The sequence below is a fragment of the Microbacterium sp. NPDC079176 genome (genome assembly GCF_040686675.1).
Classification (GTDB): Bacteria; Actinomycetota; Actinomycetes; order Actinomycetales; family Microbacteriaceae; genus Microbacterium.
This window is the reverse complement of sequence record NZ_JBFBLM010000006.1, coordinates 184,652-201,532: the sequence shown is the minus strand read 5'-3', so window position 1 is coordinate 201,532 and position 16,881 is coordinate 184,652. Positions and strand designations below refer to the sequence as shown.

Genomic DNA, 16,881 nt, shown 5'->3' with positions numbered 1-16,881 from the left:
GTATCCTGAGCGCGAGGCTCCACGGCGGAGCCGATTTCACAGGGAGTGGCATGCGCAATCGGTTCCTGAGTGCCATCCTCGTCGCGACCGCGGTCGTTGCAGGCTCGCTCACTCCGTCAGCGGCGGTGGCAGCGCCTCCGCCAGCGGCGGATTGGGTACCCGTCGGCACGCTCCTCGATCAGCTGCGTGTCGAGGCTCCGTCCACCGTGAAGTACGACCGCGACCTCTTCTTCGAAGGCGCGGATCTCGACGGGGACGGATGCCGCACCCGTCAGGAGGTGCTGCTCGAGGAGTCCGACATTCCGACGACCGTCACCGGCGCGTGCACCGTCACTGGAGGTCAGTGGTTCTCCTACTACGACAACGTCACGCACATCGACCCCGCCGCGATCGAGATGGATCACCTTGTCGCGCTCAAGGAAGCGTGGGCGTCCGGCGCGTGGGCCTGGACCGACGCGCAACGACAGAGCTACTCCAACGACCTCGACGACCAGCGCACCCTGACCATGGTCACCGCCGCCGTGAACACCGCGAAGGCCGACAAGGATCCTGCATCCTGGTTGCCTCCATACCGGCCGATGCGGTGCACCTATGTCTCCGAGTGGGTCGCGGTGAAGTGGCGGTGGAACCTGTCCGTCGACCCCGTCGAGAAGAGCGCCATCCAGACGCTCCTCCGAGAATGCGGCCCCCAGTGGGACGCCTGGATGCCGGCGACGCCCGCCGTCGGACGGCCCTCCGCGCCGCCGATGCCAGACCCCGTCGGCGTGTACCGGTTCTGGAGCCCCGTCTACCAGGGGCACTTCTTCACCACTGACCCGACGGAGCGCGATCAGATCATCGCCCGTTGGCCGAACGTCTGGACCTACGAGGGGCAGCGGTACACCGCGTTCACGACTCAGGTCGCCGGAACCATCCCGCTCTACAGGTTCTGGAGCAGCACGTACTCGGGGCATTTCTACACCGCAGACCCCGCCGAGCGCGCGGCTGTCATCGCCAAGTGGCCGAACATCTGGAAAGACGAAGGGATCGCGTACTACGTCTACCCGGCCGACTCCACGCAGGCCGGCACCGTTCCCGTCGCGCGGTTCTGGTCGAACTCCGCGGCTCATCACTTCTACACCGCGGACGCGGCCGAACGAGATGCAGTCCTCGCCAAGTGGTGGCGGGTGTGGATCTACGAAGGCGACAACTTCCGAGTACCGTCCTCAGGCATCCCCGTCCCTCAGCCGCCTCAGCAACCTCAACCGCCTCAGCAACCGGGGAACCCCGGGGACACGCGGAATTGCACGGACTTCGCGAACTACGCTGCAGCGAAGGAATGGTTCGACCGGTTCTACCCCTACTACGGCGACGTCGCAAAGCTCGACTTCGACAACGACGGCATCCCCTGCGAGACCCTGCCTGGCGCGCCGTAGGCCGAGCCTGAGCCGCGTCGATTCCCGATCACGCACACAAAAGACCCGCCTCCCTTCGTGATCTTCACCAGGGAGGCGGGCCTTCTTGCTTGTGACAGCGACGTGGTGGAGCTGGGGGGAATCGAACCCCCGTCCAACGCTGAGTCTCCACGCCTTCTCCGGGCGCAGTCTGTGAAGACGTTCTGCTCGGCTCCGACCTTTGTCACAGACACCTAAGTCGACGAGCCCAGCCTGGGAAGAGTCCCACGTGACGTCCAGACGCCATCACGCAGCAAGATTCCTAAATGACGCCAGGATCCGTATCGGAATCACATACGGCCTGACGGACTATCGGGCTCGCTTATGCAGCGAGGGCGAAGTCGTTGCGCTTGGTTTCGGCAACTATTTTTTTGCAGAGAGCGTTTACGAGATAACTCTGCATCCTCGGCCCGCTTCTCGTGGATTCACAGGCGCTGTCGAAACCGATCAGCCCCGTGGTCCTTCTCTCGAAGGAGCCGCTGTCACTCTGTGTACTTATCATCCCGGGAACCGGAGTCCCCGAGCCTCACAGACTACAACGTTCGCGAGGCCTTCGCCATTCCATGCCCTGGCGTAGAGTCACGACATGAGCGAAGTCACCGTCACCGTCCGCGGCGATCACGAGGCGCGAGTTGCGCCCGAGCGCGCCACCATCCACGTCAGTGTCCGCGCCGACGGCGCCGACCGCGCAGGAGTGGTCGATAGCGTGATGCATCTCACCGAGCCGGTGCGCGAGAGCATCACCGCGCGGCTCGACACGGGCATCGTCGTCGACTGGTCCAGCAAGCGGTTGTCCGTGCGCGCCGAGCGCCCGTGGAACTCGGAGGGCACGCAGCTCGCGCCCGTTCACTACGCCGGCGTGGATCTGACTGCGACGTTCGCCGAAGCCTCGGCGCTCTCGCTCTGGGTGTCCGAGGTCTCGGCATGGGACGGTGTCGAGGTCGGCTGGGTCGACTGGCACCTCACCGCCGAGACGAGGTCCCGGGTCGAACGGGAGGTCGCGGCGCAGGCCGTCGGAGCGGCCGTGACGCGCGCGCAAGCATACGCCACAGCGCTCGGACTCGGTTCCGTCGTTCCCGTCGAGATCGCCGATGTCGGGCTGATAACCCCCGCGCCCGTTCAGCCGCTCGCGGTCATGCCCAAGATGCGCGGGGCGATGATGCAGGAGTCCCAGGACGTGGGCGGGCCGTCAATGGACTACGAACCCGACGAGATCGTCATCTCCGCAACGGTCGAGGCGCGATTCGTCGCGCGCTGAACCGCGCCCCGCACCGCAAAGCGGTCAGGCGTCGATCGCGAACGGCGCCAGATCGGCGGCGAGTCGCTCGGACACACGCGCGTGCACGACTGTGCCCTGCTCGCTGTGGTCCACCGCCAGCAGCATCCCGGTCTCGTGGATCGCCGCGACCAGATCACCCCTGTCATAGGGAACAACCGCGTGCACCTCCACGGCCGGCTTCGGAAGCGCCTCTTCGATCGCCGCTCGAAGCTCTTCGATGCCCTCGCCCGACCGGGATGAGACGAAATGCGCCGTGGGCTCGAGGCCTCGCAGCACGAGACGCTCGTCGTCGTCGATCAGATCGGCCTTGTTGAACACCACGAGCTCGGGCATATCACGCACACCGACGTCGCCCATGACGTCCCGCACGGTCTGCAGTTGACCGGCGGGATCGGGGTGAGATCCGTCAACGACGTGCAGCACGACGTCGGCGTCGCCGACCTCTTCCAACGTGGATCGGAAAGCCTCGACGAGCTGGTGCGGAAGGTTGCGGACGAAGCCGACGGTGTCCGTCAGCGTGTACACACGCCCGTCCGACGTCTCCGAGCGGCGGACCGTCGCATCCAGCGTCGCGAACAGTGCGTTCTCCACGAGCACCCCTGCGCTCGTGAGAGCGTTGAGAAGGCTCGACTTGCCGGCGTTGGTGTATCCGGCGATGGCCACGGAAGGAATCGTGTTGCGCTTGCGCTCGGCACGCTTGGCCTCTCGCGCCGGGCCGAAGTCACGGATCTGCCGACGAAGGAGCGCCATCTTGGTGCGGATGCGGCGACGGTCGAGCTCGATCTTCGTCTCACCGGGGCCACGGGAGCCCATTCCGGCACCACCGGCACCGACCTGGCCACCCGCCTGACGGCTCATCGAGTCACCCCAGCCGCGCAGGCGCGGCAGGAGGTACTCGAGCTGCGCGAGTTCGACCTGGGCTTTGCCCTCACGGCTCTTGGCGTGCTGGCTGAAGATATCGAGGATGACGGTGGTGCGGTCGATGACCTTGACTTTGACCACGTCCTCGAGAGCTCGTCGCTGGCTGGGGGCGAGTTCCGTGTCGGCGATCACGGTGTCCGCGCCCGTGGCCGCCACGATGTCCTTCAGCTCCTGCGCCTTGCCGCGCCCGATGTAGGTCGCGGCGTCCGGGTGCGGTCGCCTCTGCAGAACGCCATCGAGGACGACGGCTCCTGCGGTCTCCGCGAGGGCTGCGAGTTCGCGGAGCGAGTTCTCCGCGTCTTCCTGAGCGCCCTGCGGATACACGCCGACCAGCACCACGTTCTCGAGCCGGAGCTGGCGGTACTCGACCTCCGTGACGTCTTCGAGTTCTGTGGAGAGACCGCCGACGCGCCGCAGCGCATGACGATCCTCGAGGTCCCACTGGTCGCCGTCCGAGAACGCGTGTGACGCGGTGGACTGGTCCTGCAGCGCCTGAGCGGCGCCGAACACTCGTGCCTCCGTCCGCTTCTCCGCATTCGCGAGAACGCGATCGACTGCTTCGTCACCTGTGGAGTGTGTGCTGGTCTCCGTCATCCGTCCCTTATCTCTGGGTTTTGTTGCGAGCCTTAACCTTAGCCCGCGCTGTCCGCTACGCTCACGGTATGGGGTCCGACCATTACTTCACCGCGGCCCCGGCAAGCCCCGAGAACCTGCGATCGATCCGTGTGACGCTCGCAGGCCGAGAGCTGGACGTCACCACTGCTGGCGGCGTCTTCAGCCCGGATCGGCTGGATGCCGGTACTGCCGTCCTTCTCGCAAACACGCCTCCGGTTCCGCCGGGAGGCCATCTTCTCGACCTCGGAAGCGGGTGGGGACCGGTCACGCTGTCGATGGCATTGGCCGCGCCCCATGCGACCGTATGGGCGGTCGATGTGAACGAGCGGGCTCTGGATCTCGTGCGTCGCAACGCCGCGGCTCATGGTCTCAAGAATGTCAACGCCTCACTGCCCGAGGATGTTCCCGCTGACGTGACTTTCCGCTCGATCCGCTCGAATCCTCCGATCCGCGTCGGCAAGAACGAGCTTCACGGCCTGCTCGAGAAGTGGATCCCCCGCCTCGACGAGCGCAGCGACGCGTGGCTCGTCGTGCAGCGCAACCTCGGCGCGGATTCGCTGCAACGGTGGATCGGCTCGACGTTCCATCCTGGTTTCAGCGTGCACCGCACCGCGACCTCCAAGGGCTATCGCATCCTCAAGGTGCGCAAGCACGGCACCCCACCCACCGAGCCGATCGCTCTCGTCTGACGTCTCGCCGCAGCGACATCAGCGACCGAGAAGGTCGGGAAGGTCGCGCATGTCGGCGAACACGACGGCTCCTTCCTGTTCGAGCCACTCGGCTGGGGTGAGCCCGCCGGCGTAGCCGTATACCCGCATCCCGGCGGCTCGAGCGGCGCGGACGCCGAACCGGCTGTCCTCGACCACCGCGCAGTGTTCGGGGTGCACCCCGAGCCGATCTGCGGCGTGCAGAAAGAGATCCGGGGCGGGCTTACCGACGACCACGTCATCCACGCTGAAGATCCTTCCCTCGAATCGCGGAAGGAGACCGGTCATCCCGAGCGTTCTCCGGATCTTCGCATGGGTACCGCTCGAAGCCACGCACGTGGCCGCCACGATCTCGTCGAGTGCGCGCTCGACGCCGTCCACCGCGATCAGCTCAGCGAAGGCGGCGACGTACCACGGCTGATAGGTTGCCTCCCAGTCGTCGGGAAGCGGGCTCCCGAGGTACGACTCGATCTCCGAGCGGAAGTAGGCGGCAGAACGTCCGACGAACCGGTGCACGATCTCGTCCGAGGACAGTTCCCACCCGAGATCGGCGAGTACCCGCCGGTCCACCTCGATCGAGAGCCGCTCGCTGTCGACGAGGACTCCGTCGCAGTCGAAGATGACCAGATCGATCGGACCGGTCGCGCCCATCAGATCAGGTCGACCTCGCCGCTGAACACGAGCTGCGCGGGGCCGGACAGCGCGACGTGCTCGCCGTCCTCCGCGGGGAACATGCGCACGCCGAGCGTGCCACCCGGCACCTCGACCCGCCAGTTGTCGGGCGCCTTCGCACCTGCCCAGTAGCGCACCGCCAGAGCTGTGGCCGCCACACCCGTGCCACAGCTGAGGGTCTCCCCCACACCGCGCTCGGAGACGCGCATCGAGACGTGCCCGATCCCGTCCCGCACAAGCGGCTCACCTGGGACGACGAACTCGACGTTCGCACCCGCGGGCGGGGTGGGTTCGAGCACCGGAGCACGGTGGAGTTCGAGTGAGGCGAGTTCCGCCTCGGATGCGAGGGCGACCACCACATGAGGATTCCCGACGTCGATGCCCAGCCCCGGGCGCGTGACGGGGAGCCCGTCCGCCGTGACAAGAGGGTCGTCGCCGGAGAGCTTCCACAGGCCGAGATCCACCTGATATCCCGTCTCACTGCGGGTCACGTCGCGCACGCCCGCTCGGGTTCCGATCGGGAGCGTCGAGCCGGGCTGGATCGTGGCGAGCCCGGAGCGCACGAGATAGTGCGCGAAGACGCGGATGCCGTTGCCGCACATCTCGGCGATCGATCCGTCGGCGTTGCGGTAGTCCATGAACCATTCAGCTGCCGGCTCCTCAGCGAGTGACGCCCGCCCGTCCACGATCGCTGCAGAGCGCACGACACGAAGGATGCCGTCGGCTCCGATGCCGCGGTGCCGGTCACAGAGCACTGCGACCTGTTCCGAGCTGAGTTCCAGTGAGCCGTCGGGGTCGGCGATGATCACGAAATCGTTGCCCGTACCGTGCCCTTTGGTGAATGCGACCATTCGTCCAGTCTAGAGATCTCGGCTAGGCGTCGACGATCAGGCGTCTGCCCGTGTTCGACACGGAGAATCGTTCGTAGCCCAGGTCGTCGTAGAAACCGAGGACGCCTTCGTTCCCCTCCCTGACCATGAGCTGCACCTTCGGGCAGCCCATGGCGACGAGAAGCCGTTCGGCCTCGTGCACGAGTGCTCGCGCGATCCCCCGCTGGCGGTGCGACTTGGCGGTCGCCAGGTAGTACAGCCAGCCGCGGTGGCCGTCGTAGCCGGCCATGACCGTCCCGAGGATCGACGCTGAGCTCGATTCGGGCTCGGTGCTCTCGACGACCAGAAACAGCTCCGGCTGCACCGTGAGCTTGCGCTCGATGTCGAGCCGCGGATCGTTCCACGGGCGCGTGAGCCCGGCCTCATCCCAGAGCGCGACAACCGCCTCGGTGTGCGCCCGGTCGAACGCCCGGACCGGCCAGCTCTCGACTGCGCGCCGAGGGGCTGACGCCTCAGCCACGGCGCACGCGGTAACGCCCGCACATGAAGTTGCGGTTGCGAGCCACCTCGAGGAGCTCGAGGTCCAGCATCCGCGGCAACAGGGGCGCCCCGGATCCGAGAGTGACCGGCGCGTACTGCACCCACACCTCATCGAGAAGACCCGCATCCGCGAACTGCCCGGCCAGGTCTCCGCCGCCGACGACCCACAGATCCTTGCCGCCGGCGGCAGTGACCATCTCGGAGTGAACGGCGGTCACATCGCCCTGCGCCTTGCGGACGTCGGCGCCGACGGGAATCTCGAGCTCCCTGCGCGTGAACACCCAGGTCGGCTGCTCGTAGCCCCAGCGCCCTTCTTCGTGCTGCATGACCCAGTTGTAGGTCGATGCCCCCATGGCCAGCGCCCCGATCGTCTTCTCGAACGCCCCATAGGACATCGGTCCTTCGGCGTCGATGTCCTGCTTGAGGAGCCAATCGAGGGAGTGCTGGTCAGTCGCGATGAAACCGTCGAGGCTGCTCGCCGTGTAGAAGTGGGTGGCCATGCATCCACCTTCTCATCGGTCACCGACATCGCGCGATGGCGGTGAGGGAGATGTCGACTCAGGACTCGACGAGTGCCGTCGCGTCGACCGGGGGTTCGTGCCAGGTGAGACCCGGATACCGCTTGAACCAGGACACCTGACGTCGGGCATACCGACGCGTGAGGGCCTGCGTCTCGGCGATCGCCTCGTCTTGACTGAGCCGCCCGTCGATCTGCCCCAGAGCCTGGGAGTAGCCGATGGCACGCTGCGCAGTGACGCCATCCTCGAGCCCTTGCCGCCGGAGCCCCGCCACCTCGTCGACGAGGCCTGCACGCCACATCTGTTCGACCCGTGCGTCGAGCCGTTCGACGAGGACGCTGCGCTCGACATGGAGACCGATCAGTCGGGTGTCCGCCTGCCAGAGCGACGGCTGTTCCGGCAGAGCGGCACCGTGTGTGGCGCTGCCCTGCTCGAGCACCTCGAGGGCGCGGATCACCCGTCTCCCGTTGTGGGGGTCGACGCGCGCCGCCGTGGCCGGGTCGAGCGCTCTCAGCCGGTCGAGCATCGCCCCCGCACCCTCGTCCTCGAGCTCGCGTTCGAGCCGAGCGCGGATGACCGGGTCGCGCGGCGGGAAGGCGAAGTCGAAGACGACGCTGGAGACGTAGAGCCCGGAGCCGCCGACGAGGATGGCGTCAGCACCACGGCGCTGGATATCGATGATCACGGAGCGCGCAAGAGGCTGATACCAGGCGACCGCCGCTTCCTCGTCGACCTCGCGCACGTCGAAGAGGTGGTGCGGAATGCCGCGTCGGTCAGCGGCGGCGAGCTTCGCCGTGCCGATGTCCATTCCGCGGTAGAGCTGCATCGCATCGGCGTTCACGATCTCGGCCGCGTTGCCCCGCCGGCGCAGCGCCGCGGCGAGATCGAGCGCGAGATCGCTCTTGCCCGTCCCGGTCGCGCCGACGACCGCCCAGAGCCGCGGCGCATCGTGCGTGCCGCCCGGCTCCGTACCAGTCATCCCTTGGATACCGGCTTCGTCGCGAGCAGCGGTCACCTGCCGACGCGCAGCGTCGGCAGGCCGAGAGACACCGCCCGCGTGCCGTCGGGCGCCGCAGGCGCCGGCACGGCGCACGATTCCGCCTGGGCGCGATCCCACGCGTCCCCGCCGCGCGTGCGACGGATCTTGAGCGGGGAGCCCGTCGGGTCATCGGCGAGCAGGTGGAACGGAGCCGCATGGGTGATGGTCACCGAGACGACGTCACCGGGCCGGGGAACAGCCGACCCCGGGGTCACCTCGAAGTGCACGAGGCGGTTGTCCTCTCCCCGGCCGGTCAGCCTATGCGTCTCGGCGTCCTTCTTGCCCTCGCCCGTCGAGACGAGGACCTCGACCTCGCGGCCGATCTGCTTCTGGTTCTCTTCGAGCGAGATGCGCTCCTGCAGCGCGATGAGCCGGTTGTAGCGTTCCTGCACGACGGCCTTCGGAACCTGGTCTTCCATGGTCGCCGCCGGTGTGCCCTCGCGGATCGAGTACTGGAAGGTGAAGGCGCTCGAGAAGCGGGCCTGTTCGACCACCCGCATCGTGTCCTCGAAGTCCGCCTCGGTCTCACCGGGGAACCCGACGATGATGTCGGTGGTGATCGCGGCATGCGGAATGCGATCACGGACGCGGTCGAGGATTCCGAGGAACCTCTCACTGCGATAAGAACGACGCATGGACTTGAGGATGCGATCGCTGCCGGACTGCAGCGGCATGTGAAGCTGCGGCATCACAGTGGGAGTCTCAGCCATCGCGTCGATCACGTCGTCGGTGAACGCAGCCGGGTGAGGACTCGTGAAGCGAATGCGCTCGAGTCCGTCGATCTCGCCCGCCGCGCGCAGGAGCTTGCCGAATGCCTGGCGATCGCCGAACTCCACGCCGTAGGAGTTGACGTTCTGTCCGAGCAGGGTGACCTCGATGGCACCGTCCTCCACGAGGAGGCGGATCTCGTTCAGGATGTCACCCGGACGGCGGTCCTTCTCCTTGCCGCGAAGGCTCGGAACGATGCAGAAGGTGCACGTGTTGTTGCATCCGACCGAGATGGACACCCACCCGCTGTGCGCAGAGTCGCGCTTGGTCGGGAGCGTCGAGGGAAACACCTCGAGCGACTCGAGGATCTCCAGCTCGGCGTCACCGTTGTGTCGCGCTCTCTCGAGAAGGCCGGGAAGCGACCCCATGTTGTGCGTGCCGAAGACCACATCGACCCATGGGGCCTTGTCGAGAACGGCTTGCTTGTCCATCTGGGCGAGACAGCCCCCGACGGCGATCTGCATCCCGTCCTTGCGGCGCTTCACCGAAGCGAGCTGACCGAGGGTCCCGTAGAGCTTGCCCGCGGCATTGTCGCGAACTGCGCACGTGTTGATGATCACGACATCGGCCTCGGCGCCGTCCGTGGCTCGGACGTATCCCGCACTTTCGAGCGAGCCCGAGAGACGTTCGGAATCGTGGACGTTCATCTGGCAGCCGAAGGTGCGGACCTCGTACGAACGCTGGCGCCCGTCACGGTCGATTGCGGCTGACGACGACGCGATGATCGTCGGTTCACTGCGCGGGATAGTCATGATCTCCCCATTGTACGAGCGGTTCCCCCCTCGCTGCCGCTGCCGCTGACCGGCCGGCGCCGGGCGAGGTGCGCGCCCTCCCCGGTGTCAGTCCGAATCGACGAATCGGACCCGCGACGACGAGCCGGAAGATTCCTCGGCGAGGGCCGTCTTCGCAGCCGTCATCGCGATGGAACCGTTGTACCCGCGACGTGATAGCTGACCGACGAGGCGTCTCAGAGCAGTATCCGGGTCGAGGCGGGACATCGATCGTGCTTTCGAGCGAGCGTACTCGAGTGCGCGCTCCGCGTCGTCGTCGGGAACATCGCCCAATGCCGCGTCGATCACATCGCGGGGAATCCCCCGCTGCGAGAGCACCCGCGAAAGAGCGACCCGCCCCTGTCCTTTTCGCTCGATTCCCGACATCACGAGCTGATCGGCGAGAACCGCGTCATCGAGGTAGCCGCGGCGACAGAAGTCGTCGATCACGTCGTCGATCGACCCGGAGTCGAGCCGGACGCCGTTCTCTTCGTAGCCCCTGAGCACCATCCGCGCCTCGGACAACGAGAGCGATCGAGCCCTCAGCTTGCGCACGAGAAGCTCCTCGGCGTCGACGCGCAGCTTCGACGGATCGACGCCGCTCTCATCTGCTGAGTCGTCGTCGTGTGGTTGCAGTGCACGCAATCGGGGTGCAGACCGAGCCGCAGCGCCTCGAGCAGGATGCCGTTCGCTGGGCCCACGAGAGTCGACGAGTGGAGCTGGAGCCGAGTCGCCGGTGGATGCGACTCCCACCGCCGTCGATTCCACGAGGCCTGCGTCTTCCGCGGCGCGGCGGGTACCTGCATCGGACCCGACAGAGCTTCGATCGACCGGCTTCATCCGCGCGGAATCACGGCCGAACAGAGGGATGATGGGGGCGAGCTCCTGAGGCTCGCCCCCGCCATCACTCATAGTTCGCTCCGGTTGCGCCACAACCGCGAACCATCACGATCATGCCGGGCGGCGCTCGGCGAGCTCGTCAGCAGGTGCCTCGGTGGCTCCTCCGATGCCGAGCTTCTGCTTGATCTGGGTCTCGATCGCCAGCGCGATGTCGGGGTTCTTGAGCAGGAACGTTCGCGCGTTCTCCTTGCCCTGTCCCAGCTGGTCACCGTCATAGGTGTACCAGGACCCGGACTTCTTGACGATGCCGTGCTCCACACCGAAGTCGATCAGGCTGCCCTCACGGGAGATGCCGACGCCGTAGAGGATGTCGAACTCAGCCTGCTTGAACGGCGGAGCCATCTTGTTCTTCACGACCTTGACCCTCGTACGGTTTCCGACTGCGTCGGTGCCGTCCTTCAGAGTCTCGATTCGGCGGATGTCCATTCGGACGGACGCGTAGAACTTCAGCGCCTTTCCACCCGCGGTGGTCTCCGGCGAGCCGAAGAAGACACCGATCTTCTCTCGCAGCTGGTTGATGAAGATCATCGTGGTGTTCGTCTGGTTGAGCCCACCGGTGAGCTTTCGCAGCGCCTGAGACATCAGACGAGCCTGCAGACCCACGTGGGAGTCACCCATCTCGCCCTCGATCTCGGCTCGAGGCACGAGCGCGGCCACGGAGTCGATGACGATCAGGTCGATCGCCCCGGAGCGGACGAGCATGTCCGCGATCTCGAGCGCCTGCTCACCCGTGTCGGGCTGCGAGACGAGAAGGGCGTCGATGTCGACACCGAGCTTCGCGGCGTAGTCAGGGTCGAGCGCGTGCTCGGCGTCGATGAAGGCAGCGATTCCGCCAGCGCGCTGAGCGTTGGCGATCGCGTGGAGGGTGAGCGTCGTCTTACCCGACGACTCAGGACCGTAGATCTCGACGATTCGTCCACGCGGCAGTCCTCCGACGCCGAGGGCGACATCGAGAGCGATGGAACCGGTCGGAATGACGGCGACAGGCGCACGCTCGTCGCTGCCCAGTCTCATGACCGAGCCCTTTCCGAACTGACGATCGATCTGGGCGAGGGCGGTCTCGAGGGACTTCTCGCGGTCAGCGGGTGATGGCATGACGTGCTCCTTATGCTCGCGTGGTGCCGCCTGTAGGCTGTCGCGGTCCTCCCGGCTGGGCGGAACTCTCCGACAAGGCGTATGGCTCTTCGGCTTGTTCTTCACCGTAGGAGGAGCCTCCGACATTGCGTCGTCAGCACCGCGAAACAGGGAGAGAAACGTCTCTGAACCACTTGTGCAGAAGACTACGCCCGTTTCGAACACATATTCGACGACACGCCGTCGCGGCGTGTCGCAAATCGAAACCGCCTCGAACGCGGCCCTCGCCGCGAACGCCTCAGAGGGTCATCGCTTGCGCGGCTCCAGACGACCTGCACCGTGTCGCCGCTCCAGGGGGACATCCGTCTCGGCGCACAGCGCCAGCCAGATCTCGCGCGGTGCGACGCCAGCGTCCAGCGCTTCGTCGGCAGTGCGCCCGGCGAGCTGAGTCAGAACGAGGTCGCTGATCAGAGATGACCCGCGACCGCCGAACTCAGCGTCGACTGCGCGGAGGAACTCACTACGTCGCATCAGAGGCTATGAGAGTCCGACGTTCAGTGGAGCGACAGCTCGGGCTCGACAGAAGCCACGAGGTCGTCCGGAACGACATCAGGGAAGACCTGAATTCCTTCGAGGACCGAGATCCGGTCGCCGACCTCGCGCATGATGATCGAGATGGGAACATCCAGAGCGTCAGCCACCGAGGCGAGAATCTCACTCGACGCTTCCTTCTGGCCCCGCTCGACCTCGCTGAGATAGCCCAGCGCCACAGAAGCCTTGCTTGCAACCTGCCGGAGCGTCCGCCCCTTCTGCAGGCGGAAGTCCCTCAGCACATCGCCGATTTCCTGTCGTACAAGAATCATCGGAACCTCCTCCCAGATCGCCTTCTCGAGGTCTCCCTCGAAGAGACCGCCAGTCTAGTCCTACCGACCTTCACAAAATCTACCTTCGCACGCTGTGCTTTCGGTGTGAGCACATAGGACATAACGGAGCGCACCCATCCCCTATTCCCGCAGAACCCGAGCGAGCATATCGATCGCCGCGTCGACCGCCTGCGCCCGCACCTCGGCACGATCACCGGCGAATCGAAACAACTCGGTGACCGAGAAATCCGGCGTCACCACGGCCACATGCACCGTGCCGACCGGCTGACCGTCAGGTGAGTCCGGCCCCGCGATACCCGTGGTCGAGACGCCGACGTCGGCAGGGGCCCCGTCGACGTTCAACGCACCGCGCACCCCCGCCGCCATCTGAAGAGCGACGTCGGGGTGCACGGGACCGTGCGCGTCGAGCAGCGCGTCGTCCACGCCCAGCAGCGTGTGCTTCACCGGAGTGGCGTACGCGACGATCGCTCCGCGGAGGGAGGCCGACGCCCCCGGCACGGAGACGAACTCGGCAGCGAGAGCACCGCCCGTCAACGACTCCGCGACACCGAGCGTCCAGCCACGCTCGACCAGCGCGGCGAGCACGGCCGACGCAGATGTCACGAGGGCTGCCGCGCGCCTCGTGCCTGCGCGACGATGTAGTCGATTCCGCTCGCCACGGTCAGGATCAGCACGAGCACCATCAGGATCGCGGTCACGAGCAGCCACGGCTCCAGCCCGATCACGACGTGCAACGGAAGCAGCGCCCAGGACAAGGCCACCGCCTGCACTGCAGTCTTGATCTTGCCCATCCAGGCCGCAGCCACGACGTGCTCCTTCGCCACCATGAGACGGTGGATCGTGATGCCCCACTCCCGAATGAGGATGATGATCACCAGCCACCAGTTCAGCTCGCCGAGTATCGCGAGACCGATGAAACCGGCGCCGGTGAGCAGCTTGTCGGCGATCGGGTCCCAGAGCTTTCCGAAGTCGCTGACGATCTCGTAGCGGCGGGCCAGATAGCCATCGACCCAATCGGTCGAGATCGCGACGATGAAGAGAACGGCGGCGATCCAGCGGACAGCGATGTCGTCGAGTCCGAACGTGCCACCGATCAGCAGGAGGACGAAGAAGATCACCGCGAGCGGTATGCGCGCGACCGTGATCGCGTTGGGAAGCTGCCGTGGAATGGCCATCAGTCGCGTCCCGTCAGTCCCCAGGCGTCTTCGTCGCCATCGTCTTCAGCCTCGACCACAGGGAGTCCCTGGAACTGCGCCTCGACCGGGTCGTGCGGCGTCCCGGCAGCAGTCGCGGCCGAGGAGGGGGCAGGCGGCTTCGGCGGAGTGTCGTCGCCTCGCAGCTTCGCCATGACCTGGGGCAGCTGTTCGGCCGTCGCCAGCACATCGCGCGCCTTCGATCCTTCTGACGGGCCGACGATCTCTCGCGACTCGAGGAGGTCCATCAGGCGACCGGCCTTCGCGAACCCGACGCGGAGCTTGCGCTGCAGCATCGACGTCGACCCGAACTGCGACGACACGATGAGTTCGGCCGCGGCGAGAAGAAGCTCGAGATCGTCGCCGATGTCCTCGTCGACCTCCTTCTTCTTCGTGGGCTCCAGCGCTTCCTGGACGTCGGCGCGGTAGTCCGGACGGGCCTGACGCGTCACGTGCTTGACGACCGCGTCGATCTCCTTCTCATCGACCCACGCACCCTGCAGTCGGAACGGCTTGGACGACCCCATGGGCGAGAACAGCGCATCGCCCTGTCCGATCAGCTTGTCGGCGCCGGGGCTGTCGAGGATCACGCGACTGTCTGTGACGCTCGTGACGGCGAACGCGAGGCGCGAGGGGACATTCGCCTTGATCAGACCGGTCACGACATCGACGCTGGGTCGCTGCGTCGCTAGCACGAGGTGGATACCGGACGCGCGTGCGAGCTGGGTGATGCGGACGATCGAGTCCTCGACGTCGCGCGGGGCGACCATCATCAGGTCCGCCAATTCGTCGACGACGACGAGGAGGTACGGGTAGGGCTTGAGCACGCGTTCGCTTCCCACGGGAAGCTCCACCTCGCCGGCGCGGACGGCACGGTTGAAGTCGTCGATGTGACGGAACCCGAACGACGCGAGGTCGTCGTACCGCATGTCCATCTCCTTCACGACCCACTGCAGCGCTTCCGCCGCCTTCTTGGGGTTCGTGATGATGGGTGTGATCAGGTGCGGCACCCCGGCGTAGCTCGTCAGCTCCACGCGCTTGGGGTCGATCAGGACCATCCGCACATCCGTGGGTCGGGCGCGCATGAGCAGACTCGTGATCATCGAGTTGACGAAGCTCGACTTTCCGGAGCCGGTGGAACCGGCGACAAGCAGGTGAGGCATCTTCGCGAGGTTGGCGATGACGATGTTCCCACCGACGTCCTTTCCGACGCCGATCGTCATCGGGTGGGTGCTCTTGTGCGCTGCCGGAGACCTGAGCACATCGCCGAGCGCGACCATCTCCTTGTCGGCGTTCGGGATCTCGATTCCGATCGCGCTCTTTCCGGGTATCGGCGAGAGGATCCGCACATCGTTCGATGCGACCGCATACGCGAAGTTGTTGCTCAGCTGGAGGATCTTCTCGACCTTGACGCCGTGCCCCACCTCGACCTCGTACTGGGTGACCGTGGGGCCACGCGAGAAACCAGTGACCTTCGCGTCGACCTTGAACTGTGTCAGCACGCTCGTGATCTGCTCGATCACCTTGTCGGTCGCCTCGGAGCGCGCGACCGGTGGAGGCCCTTCGACCAGAAGACCTGGCGACGGCAGCACGTACGGGGCGACGGGGGCCTGGGGGCCTCGCTCCCCCGGCCCGGCCGTGCCGAAGCCGTCGAGACCCGGAAGCTCCGGCATCTCTCCGGTGTCGGACTCGTCGTCTAGCAGTGCGGTGGTCTGCTGCCCTGCCAGGGATTCCGTCACGGACCGCACGTCCGTCAGCACCTCGGTCGCCGCGTCATACGGATCTTCCACGACGACGGCCTGATCGTAAGCCGGAGTCGGCTCGGAGGTCGTCAGCAGCGCGGTGATGTCGTCGGAGCCCAGCGTCCCCTCGTCGGGGTCTTCCTCACGGCCGGTCTTGTTCCGCCGCCACCAGGGAAGGACGTCGGGGTCGTCGACCTTGTCGGACTCGTCGATCGCCGCGGCTTCCTTCGCAGGCTTCTCGGTGCGCTCAGCGTCGAACATCCACGCGTAGAGGTCGCCCAGGCGCTGCCCGATACGGTTCGGCGGAGTCTTGGTCAGGATCAGGATGCTGAGTCCCGCCAGCAGGGCCAGGACGATATAGGCACCCACCGGAGTGAGATACGAGAGCGGCTCACCGATCATCCAGCCGAAGAGACCGCCCGCTTCGCTGAGCGCAGGCATGCCGTCCCGGGGCTGCGCACGAACGAGCAGTCCGGCGGAGTCGACTCGACCCGCTGCGATGTGGCAGAAGCCTGCCAGGGTGAGCACGAAGAGTCCGAAGCCGATGCCGATGCGCCCGTTGTCGTGGACGGACGAGGGATGGCGGAACAGCCACCCTGCCAGCAGCAGCAGCAGCACGGGCATGACGAAAGCCACACGCCCGACCAGAAGCCCCACCGAGTAGGCGCTGATGTTCGACGCGACCTCGTTGCCGATGAAGAACCATTCGTTGACCGCTCCGGCGATCGCCAGAAGCACCAGCAGGAAGGGGAATCCGTCGCGCCGGTCATCCTTGTCGAGCGTCTCCGGGCCGAATGCCCGGAACAGACCACCGACGCCGTGGGCGAGCCCGTTCCACGCTCGTACCGCCACCGGAGGCTTGTCGATCTCGTCGATGTACTTCTTCGGCGCAGCCTGGGCCTTCGGCGCAGCCTGCCGCTTCGGGCGAGGCGTGGCGCTCTCGGACGCGCGCGCGGACTTCGTGGTACTCCTGGCCATGATCTCACGTTACGGCCA

At 66.3% G+C, this 16,881-nt stretch carries 17 protein-coding genes and 1 other RNA gene; 3 read left to right on the top strand and 15 right to left on the bottom strand.

All coding sequences use genetic code 11. The features are described from left to right. Positions 1-50 precede the first annotated feature (50 nt). On the top strand, positions 51-1,415 hold the full coding sequence (locus AB0P11_RS15835) for a DUF1524 domain-containing protein (RefSeq protein WP_363522897.1): 1,365 nt from the start codon (positions 51-53) through the stop codon (positions 1,413-1,415). A 103-nt stretch (positions 1,416-1,518) separates the two neighbouring features. Here AB0P11_RS15835 and ssrA read toward each other — a convergent pair. Beyond that, positions 1,519-1,888, bottom strand: a transfer-messenger RNA (tmRNA) gene (ssrA, locus tag AB0P11_RS15830). A 131-nt stretch (positions 1,889-2,019) separates the two neighbouring features. On the opposite strand from ssrA, the gene AB0P11_RS15825 reads away from it, so the two are divergent. After that, positions 2,020-2,691, top strand: a complete 672-nt coding sequence (locus AB0P11_RS15825) for an SIMPL domain-containing protein (RefSeq protein WP_056278529.1) — start codon at positions 2,020-2,022, stop codon at positions 2,689-2,691. A 24-nt stretch (positions 2,692-2,715) separates the two neighbouring features. Here the strand turns inward: AB0P11_RS15825 and hflX are convergent, their stop codons facing one another. Continuing rightward, positions 2,716-4,227: a GTPase HflX gene (gene hflX / locus AB0P11_RS15820; protein ID WP_053095845.1), complete on the bottom strand. Its 1,512-nt coding sequence runs from the start codon at positions 4,225-4,227 to the stop codon at positions 2,716-2,718. A 68-nt stretch (positions 4,228-4,295) separates the two neighbouring features. Here hflX and AB0P11_RS15815 point away from each other — a divergent pair, with 68 nt between their 5' ends. Next, positions 4,296-4,937 (top strand): methyltransferase, encoded by a 642-nt coding sequence (locus tag AB0P11_RS15815; protein ID WP_053095844.1) that lies wholly within the window; start codon positions 4,296-4,298, stop codon positions 4,935-4,937. Positions 4,938-4,955: 18 nt separating this feature from the next. On the opposite strand, the gene AB0P11_RS15810 is transcribed toward AB0P11_RS15815, so the two are convergent. From AB0P11_RS15810 to AB0P11_RS15750, 13 genes are all read right to left on the bottom strand, one after another. Continuing rightward, complete coding sequence (locus tag AB0P11_RS15810) at positions 4,956-5,606, bottom strand: HAD family hydrolase (protein WP_363522894.1); 651 nt, start codon at positions 5,604-5,606, stop codon at positions 4,956-4,958. Further along, positions 5,606-6,478 (bottom strand): diaminopimelate epimerase, encoded by an 873-nt coding sequence (gene dapF, locus AB0P11_RS15805; RefSeq protein ID WP_053095842.1) that lies wholly within the window; start codon positions 6,476-6,478, stop codon positions 5,606-5,608. The genes AB0P11_RS15810 and dapF overlap by 1 nt, the downstream gene beginning before the upstream one ends. Before the next feature lie 22 nt (positions 6,479-6,500). Next, positions 6,501-6,977, bottom strand: a complete 477-nt coding sequence (locus AB0P11_RS15800; RefSeq protein ID WP_285362964.1) for a GNAT family acetyltransferase — start codon at positions 6,975-6,977, stop codon at positions 6,501-6,503. Further along, on the bottom strand, positions 6,970-7,497 hold the full coding sequence (locus tag AB0P11_RS15795; protein ID WP_363522891.1) for a dihydrofolate reductase family protein: 528 nt from the start codon (positions 7,495-7,497) through the stop codon (positions 6,970-6,972). The genes AB0P11_RS15800 and AB0P11_RS15795 overlap by 8 nt, the downstream gene beginning before the upstream one ends. Before the next feature lie 58 nt (positions 7,498-7,555). Next, on the bottom strand, positions 7,556-8,494 hold the full coding sequence (gene miaA / locus AB0P11_RS15790) for a tRNA (adenosine(37)-N6)-dimethylallyltransferase MiaA (protein ID WP_285363173.1): 939 nt from the start codon (positions 8,492-8,494) through the stop codon (positions 7,556-7,558). Positions 8,495-8,526: 32 nt separating this feature from the next. Next, positions 8,527-10,074, bottom strand: coding sequence for a tRNA (N6-isopentenyl adenosine(37)-C2)-methylthiotransferase MiaB (gene miaB / locus AB0P11_RS15785; protein ID WP_053095838.1), 1,548 nt, complete (start codon positions 10,072-10,074; stop codon positions 8,527-8,529). A gap of 87 nt (positions 10,075-10,161) precedes the next feature. Beyond that, a complete protein-coding gene (locus tag AB0P11_RS15780) occupies positions 10,162-10,647 on the bottom strand; it encodes a regulatory protein RecX (protein ID WP_363522888.1) in 486 nt (161 codons plus the stop codon). 396 nt (positions 10,648-11,043) lie between these two features. After that, positions 11,044-12,087 carry a recombinase RecA gene (gene recA, locus AB0P11_RS15775; protein ID WP_053095836.1) on the bottom strand — a complete coding sequence of 348 codons (1,044 nt, stop codon included), beginning with the start codon at positions 12,085-12,087 and terminating at the stop codon, positions 11,044-11,046. 285 nt (positions 12,088-12,372) lie between these two features. Then, positions 12,373-12,597: a DUF3046 domain-containing protein gene (locus tag AB0P11_RS15770; RefSeq protein ID WP_053095835.1), complete on the bottom strand. Its 225-nt coding sequence runs from the start codon at positions 12,595-12,597 to the stop codon at positions 12,373-12,375. Between the two features lie 23 nt (positions 12,598-12,620). After that, positions 12,621-12,929, bottom strand: coding sequence for a helix-turn-helix transcriptional regulator (locus tag AB0P11_RS15765; RefSeq protein ID WP_042541772.1), 309 nt, complete (start codon positions 12,927-12,929; stop codon positions 12,621-12,623). A 141-nt stretch (positions 12,930-13,070) separates the two neighbouring features. Continuing rightward, a complete protein-coding gene (locus tag AB0P11_RS15760) occupies positions 13,071-13,553 on the bottom strand; it encodes a CinA family protein (RefSeq protein ID WP_320488068.1) in 483 nt (160 codons plus the stop codon). After that, the gene (pgsA, locus tag AB0P11_RS15755; RefSeq protein ID WP_363522885.1) at positions 13,550-14,125 is read right to left on the bottom strand and encodes a CDP-diacylglycerol--glycerol-3-phosphate 3-phosphatidyltransferase; all 576 of its coding nucleotides are present in this window, start codon (positions 14,123-14,125) and stop codon (positions 13,550-13,552) included. The genes AB0P11_RS15760 and pgsA overlap by 4 nt, the downstream gene beginning before the upstream one ends. Then, complete coding sequence (locus AB0P11_RS15750; RefSeq protein ID WP_053095832.1) at positions 14,125-16,863, bottom strand: DNA translocase FtsK; 2,739 nt, start codon at positions 16,861-16,863, stop codon at positions 14,125-14,127. Before AB0P11_RS15750 ends, pgsA begins: the two co-directional genes overlap by 1 nt. Between the last annotated feature and the right edge of the window lie 18 nt (positions 16,864-16,881).

Excerpts from the sequence above, each read along its gene's own strand:
- recA (WP_053095836.1), bottom strand. The coding sequence starts at position 12,087 with ATGCCATCACCCGCTGACCGCGAGAAGTCCCTCGAGACCGCCCTCGCC.
- miaB (WP_053095838.1), bottom strand. The coding sequence starts at position 10,074 with ATGACTATCCCGCGCAGTGAACCGACGATCATCGCGTCGTCGTCAGCC.
- AB0P11_RS15795 (WP_363522891.1), bottom strand. The coding sequence starts at position 7,497 with ATGGCCACCCACTTCTACACGGCGAGCAGCCTCGACGGTTTCATCGCG.
- AB0P11_RS15825 (WP_056278529.1), top strand. The coding sequence starts at position 2,020 with ATGAGCGAAGTCACCGTCACCGTCCGCGGCGATCACGAGGCGCGAGTT.
- AB0P11_RS15765 (WP_042541772.1), bottom strand. The coding sequence starts at position 12,929 with ATGATTCTTGTACGACAGGAAATCGGCGATGTGCTGAGGGACTTCCGC.
- hflX (WP_053095845.1), bottom strand. The coding sequence starts at position 4,227 with ATGACGGAGACCAGCACACACTCCACAGGTGACGAAGCAGTCGATCGC.
- AB0P11_RS15750 (WP_053095832.1), bottom strand. The coding sequence starts at position 16,863 with ATGGCCAGGAGTACCACGAAGTCCGCGCGCGCGTCCGAGAGCGCCACG.
- pgsA (WP_363522885.1), bottom strand. The coding sequence starts at position 14,125 with ATGGCCATTCCACGGCAGCTTCCCAACGCGATCACGGTCGCGCGCATA.
- miaA (WP_285363173.1), bottom strand. The coding sequence starts at position 8,494 with ATGACTGGTACGGAGCCGGGCGGCACGCACGATGCGCCGCGGCTCTGG.
- AB0P11_RS15835 (WP_363522897.1), top strand. The coding sequence starts at position 51 with ATGCGCAATCGGTTCCTGAGTGCCATCCTCGTCGCGACCGCGGTCGTT.
- dapF (WP_053095842.1), bottom strand. The coding sequence starts at position 6,478 with ATGGTCGCATTCACCAAAGGGCACGGTACGGGCAACGATTTCGTGATC.
- AB0P11_RS15815 (WP_053095844.1), top strand. The coding sequence starts at position 4,296 with ATGGGGTCCGACCATTACTTCACCGCGGCCCCGGCAAGCCCCGAGAAC.
- AB0P11_RS15770 (WP_053095835.1), bottom strand. The coding sequence starts at position 12,597 with ATGCGACGTAGTGAGTTCCTCCGCGCAGTCGACGCTGAGTTCGGCGGT.
- AB0P11_RS15810 (WP_363522894.1), bottom strand. The coding sequence starts at position 5,606 with ATGGGCGCGACCGGTCCGATCGATCTGGTCATCTTCGACTGCGACGGA.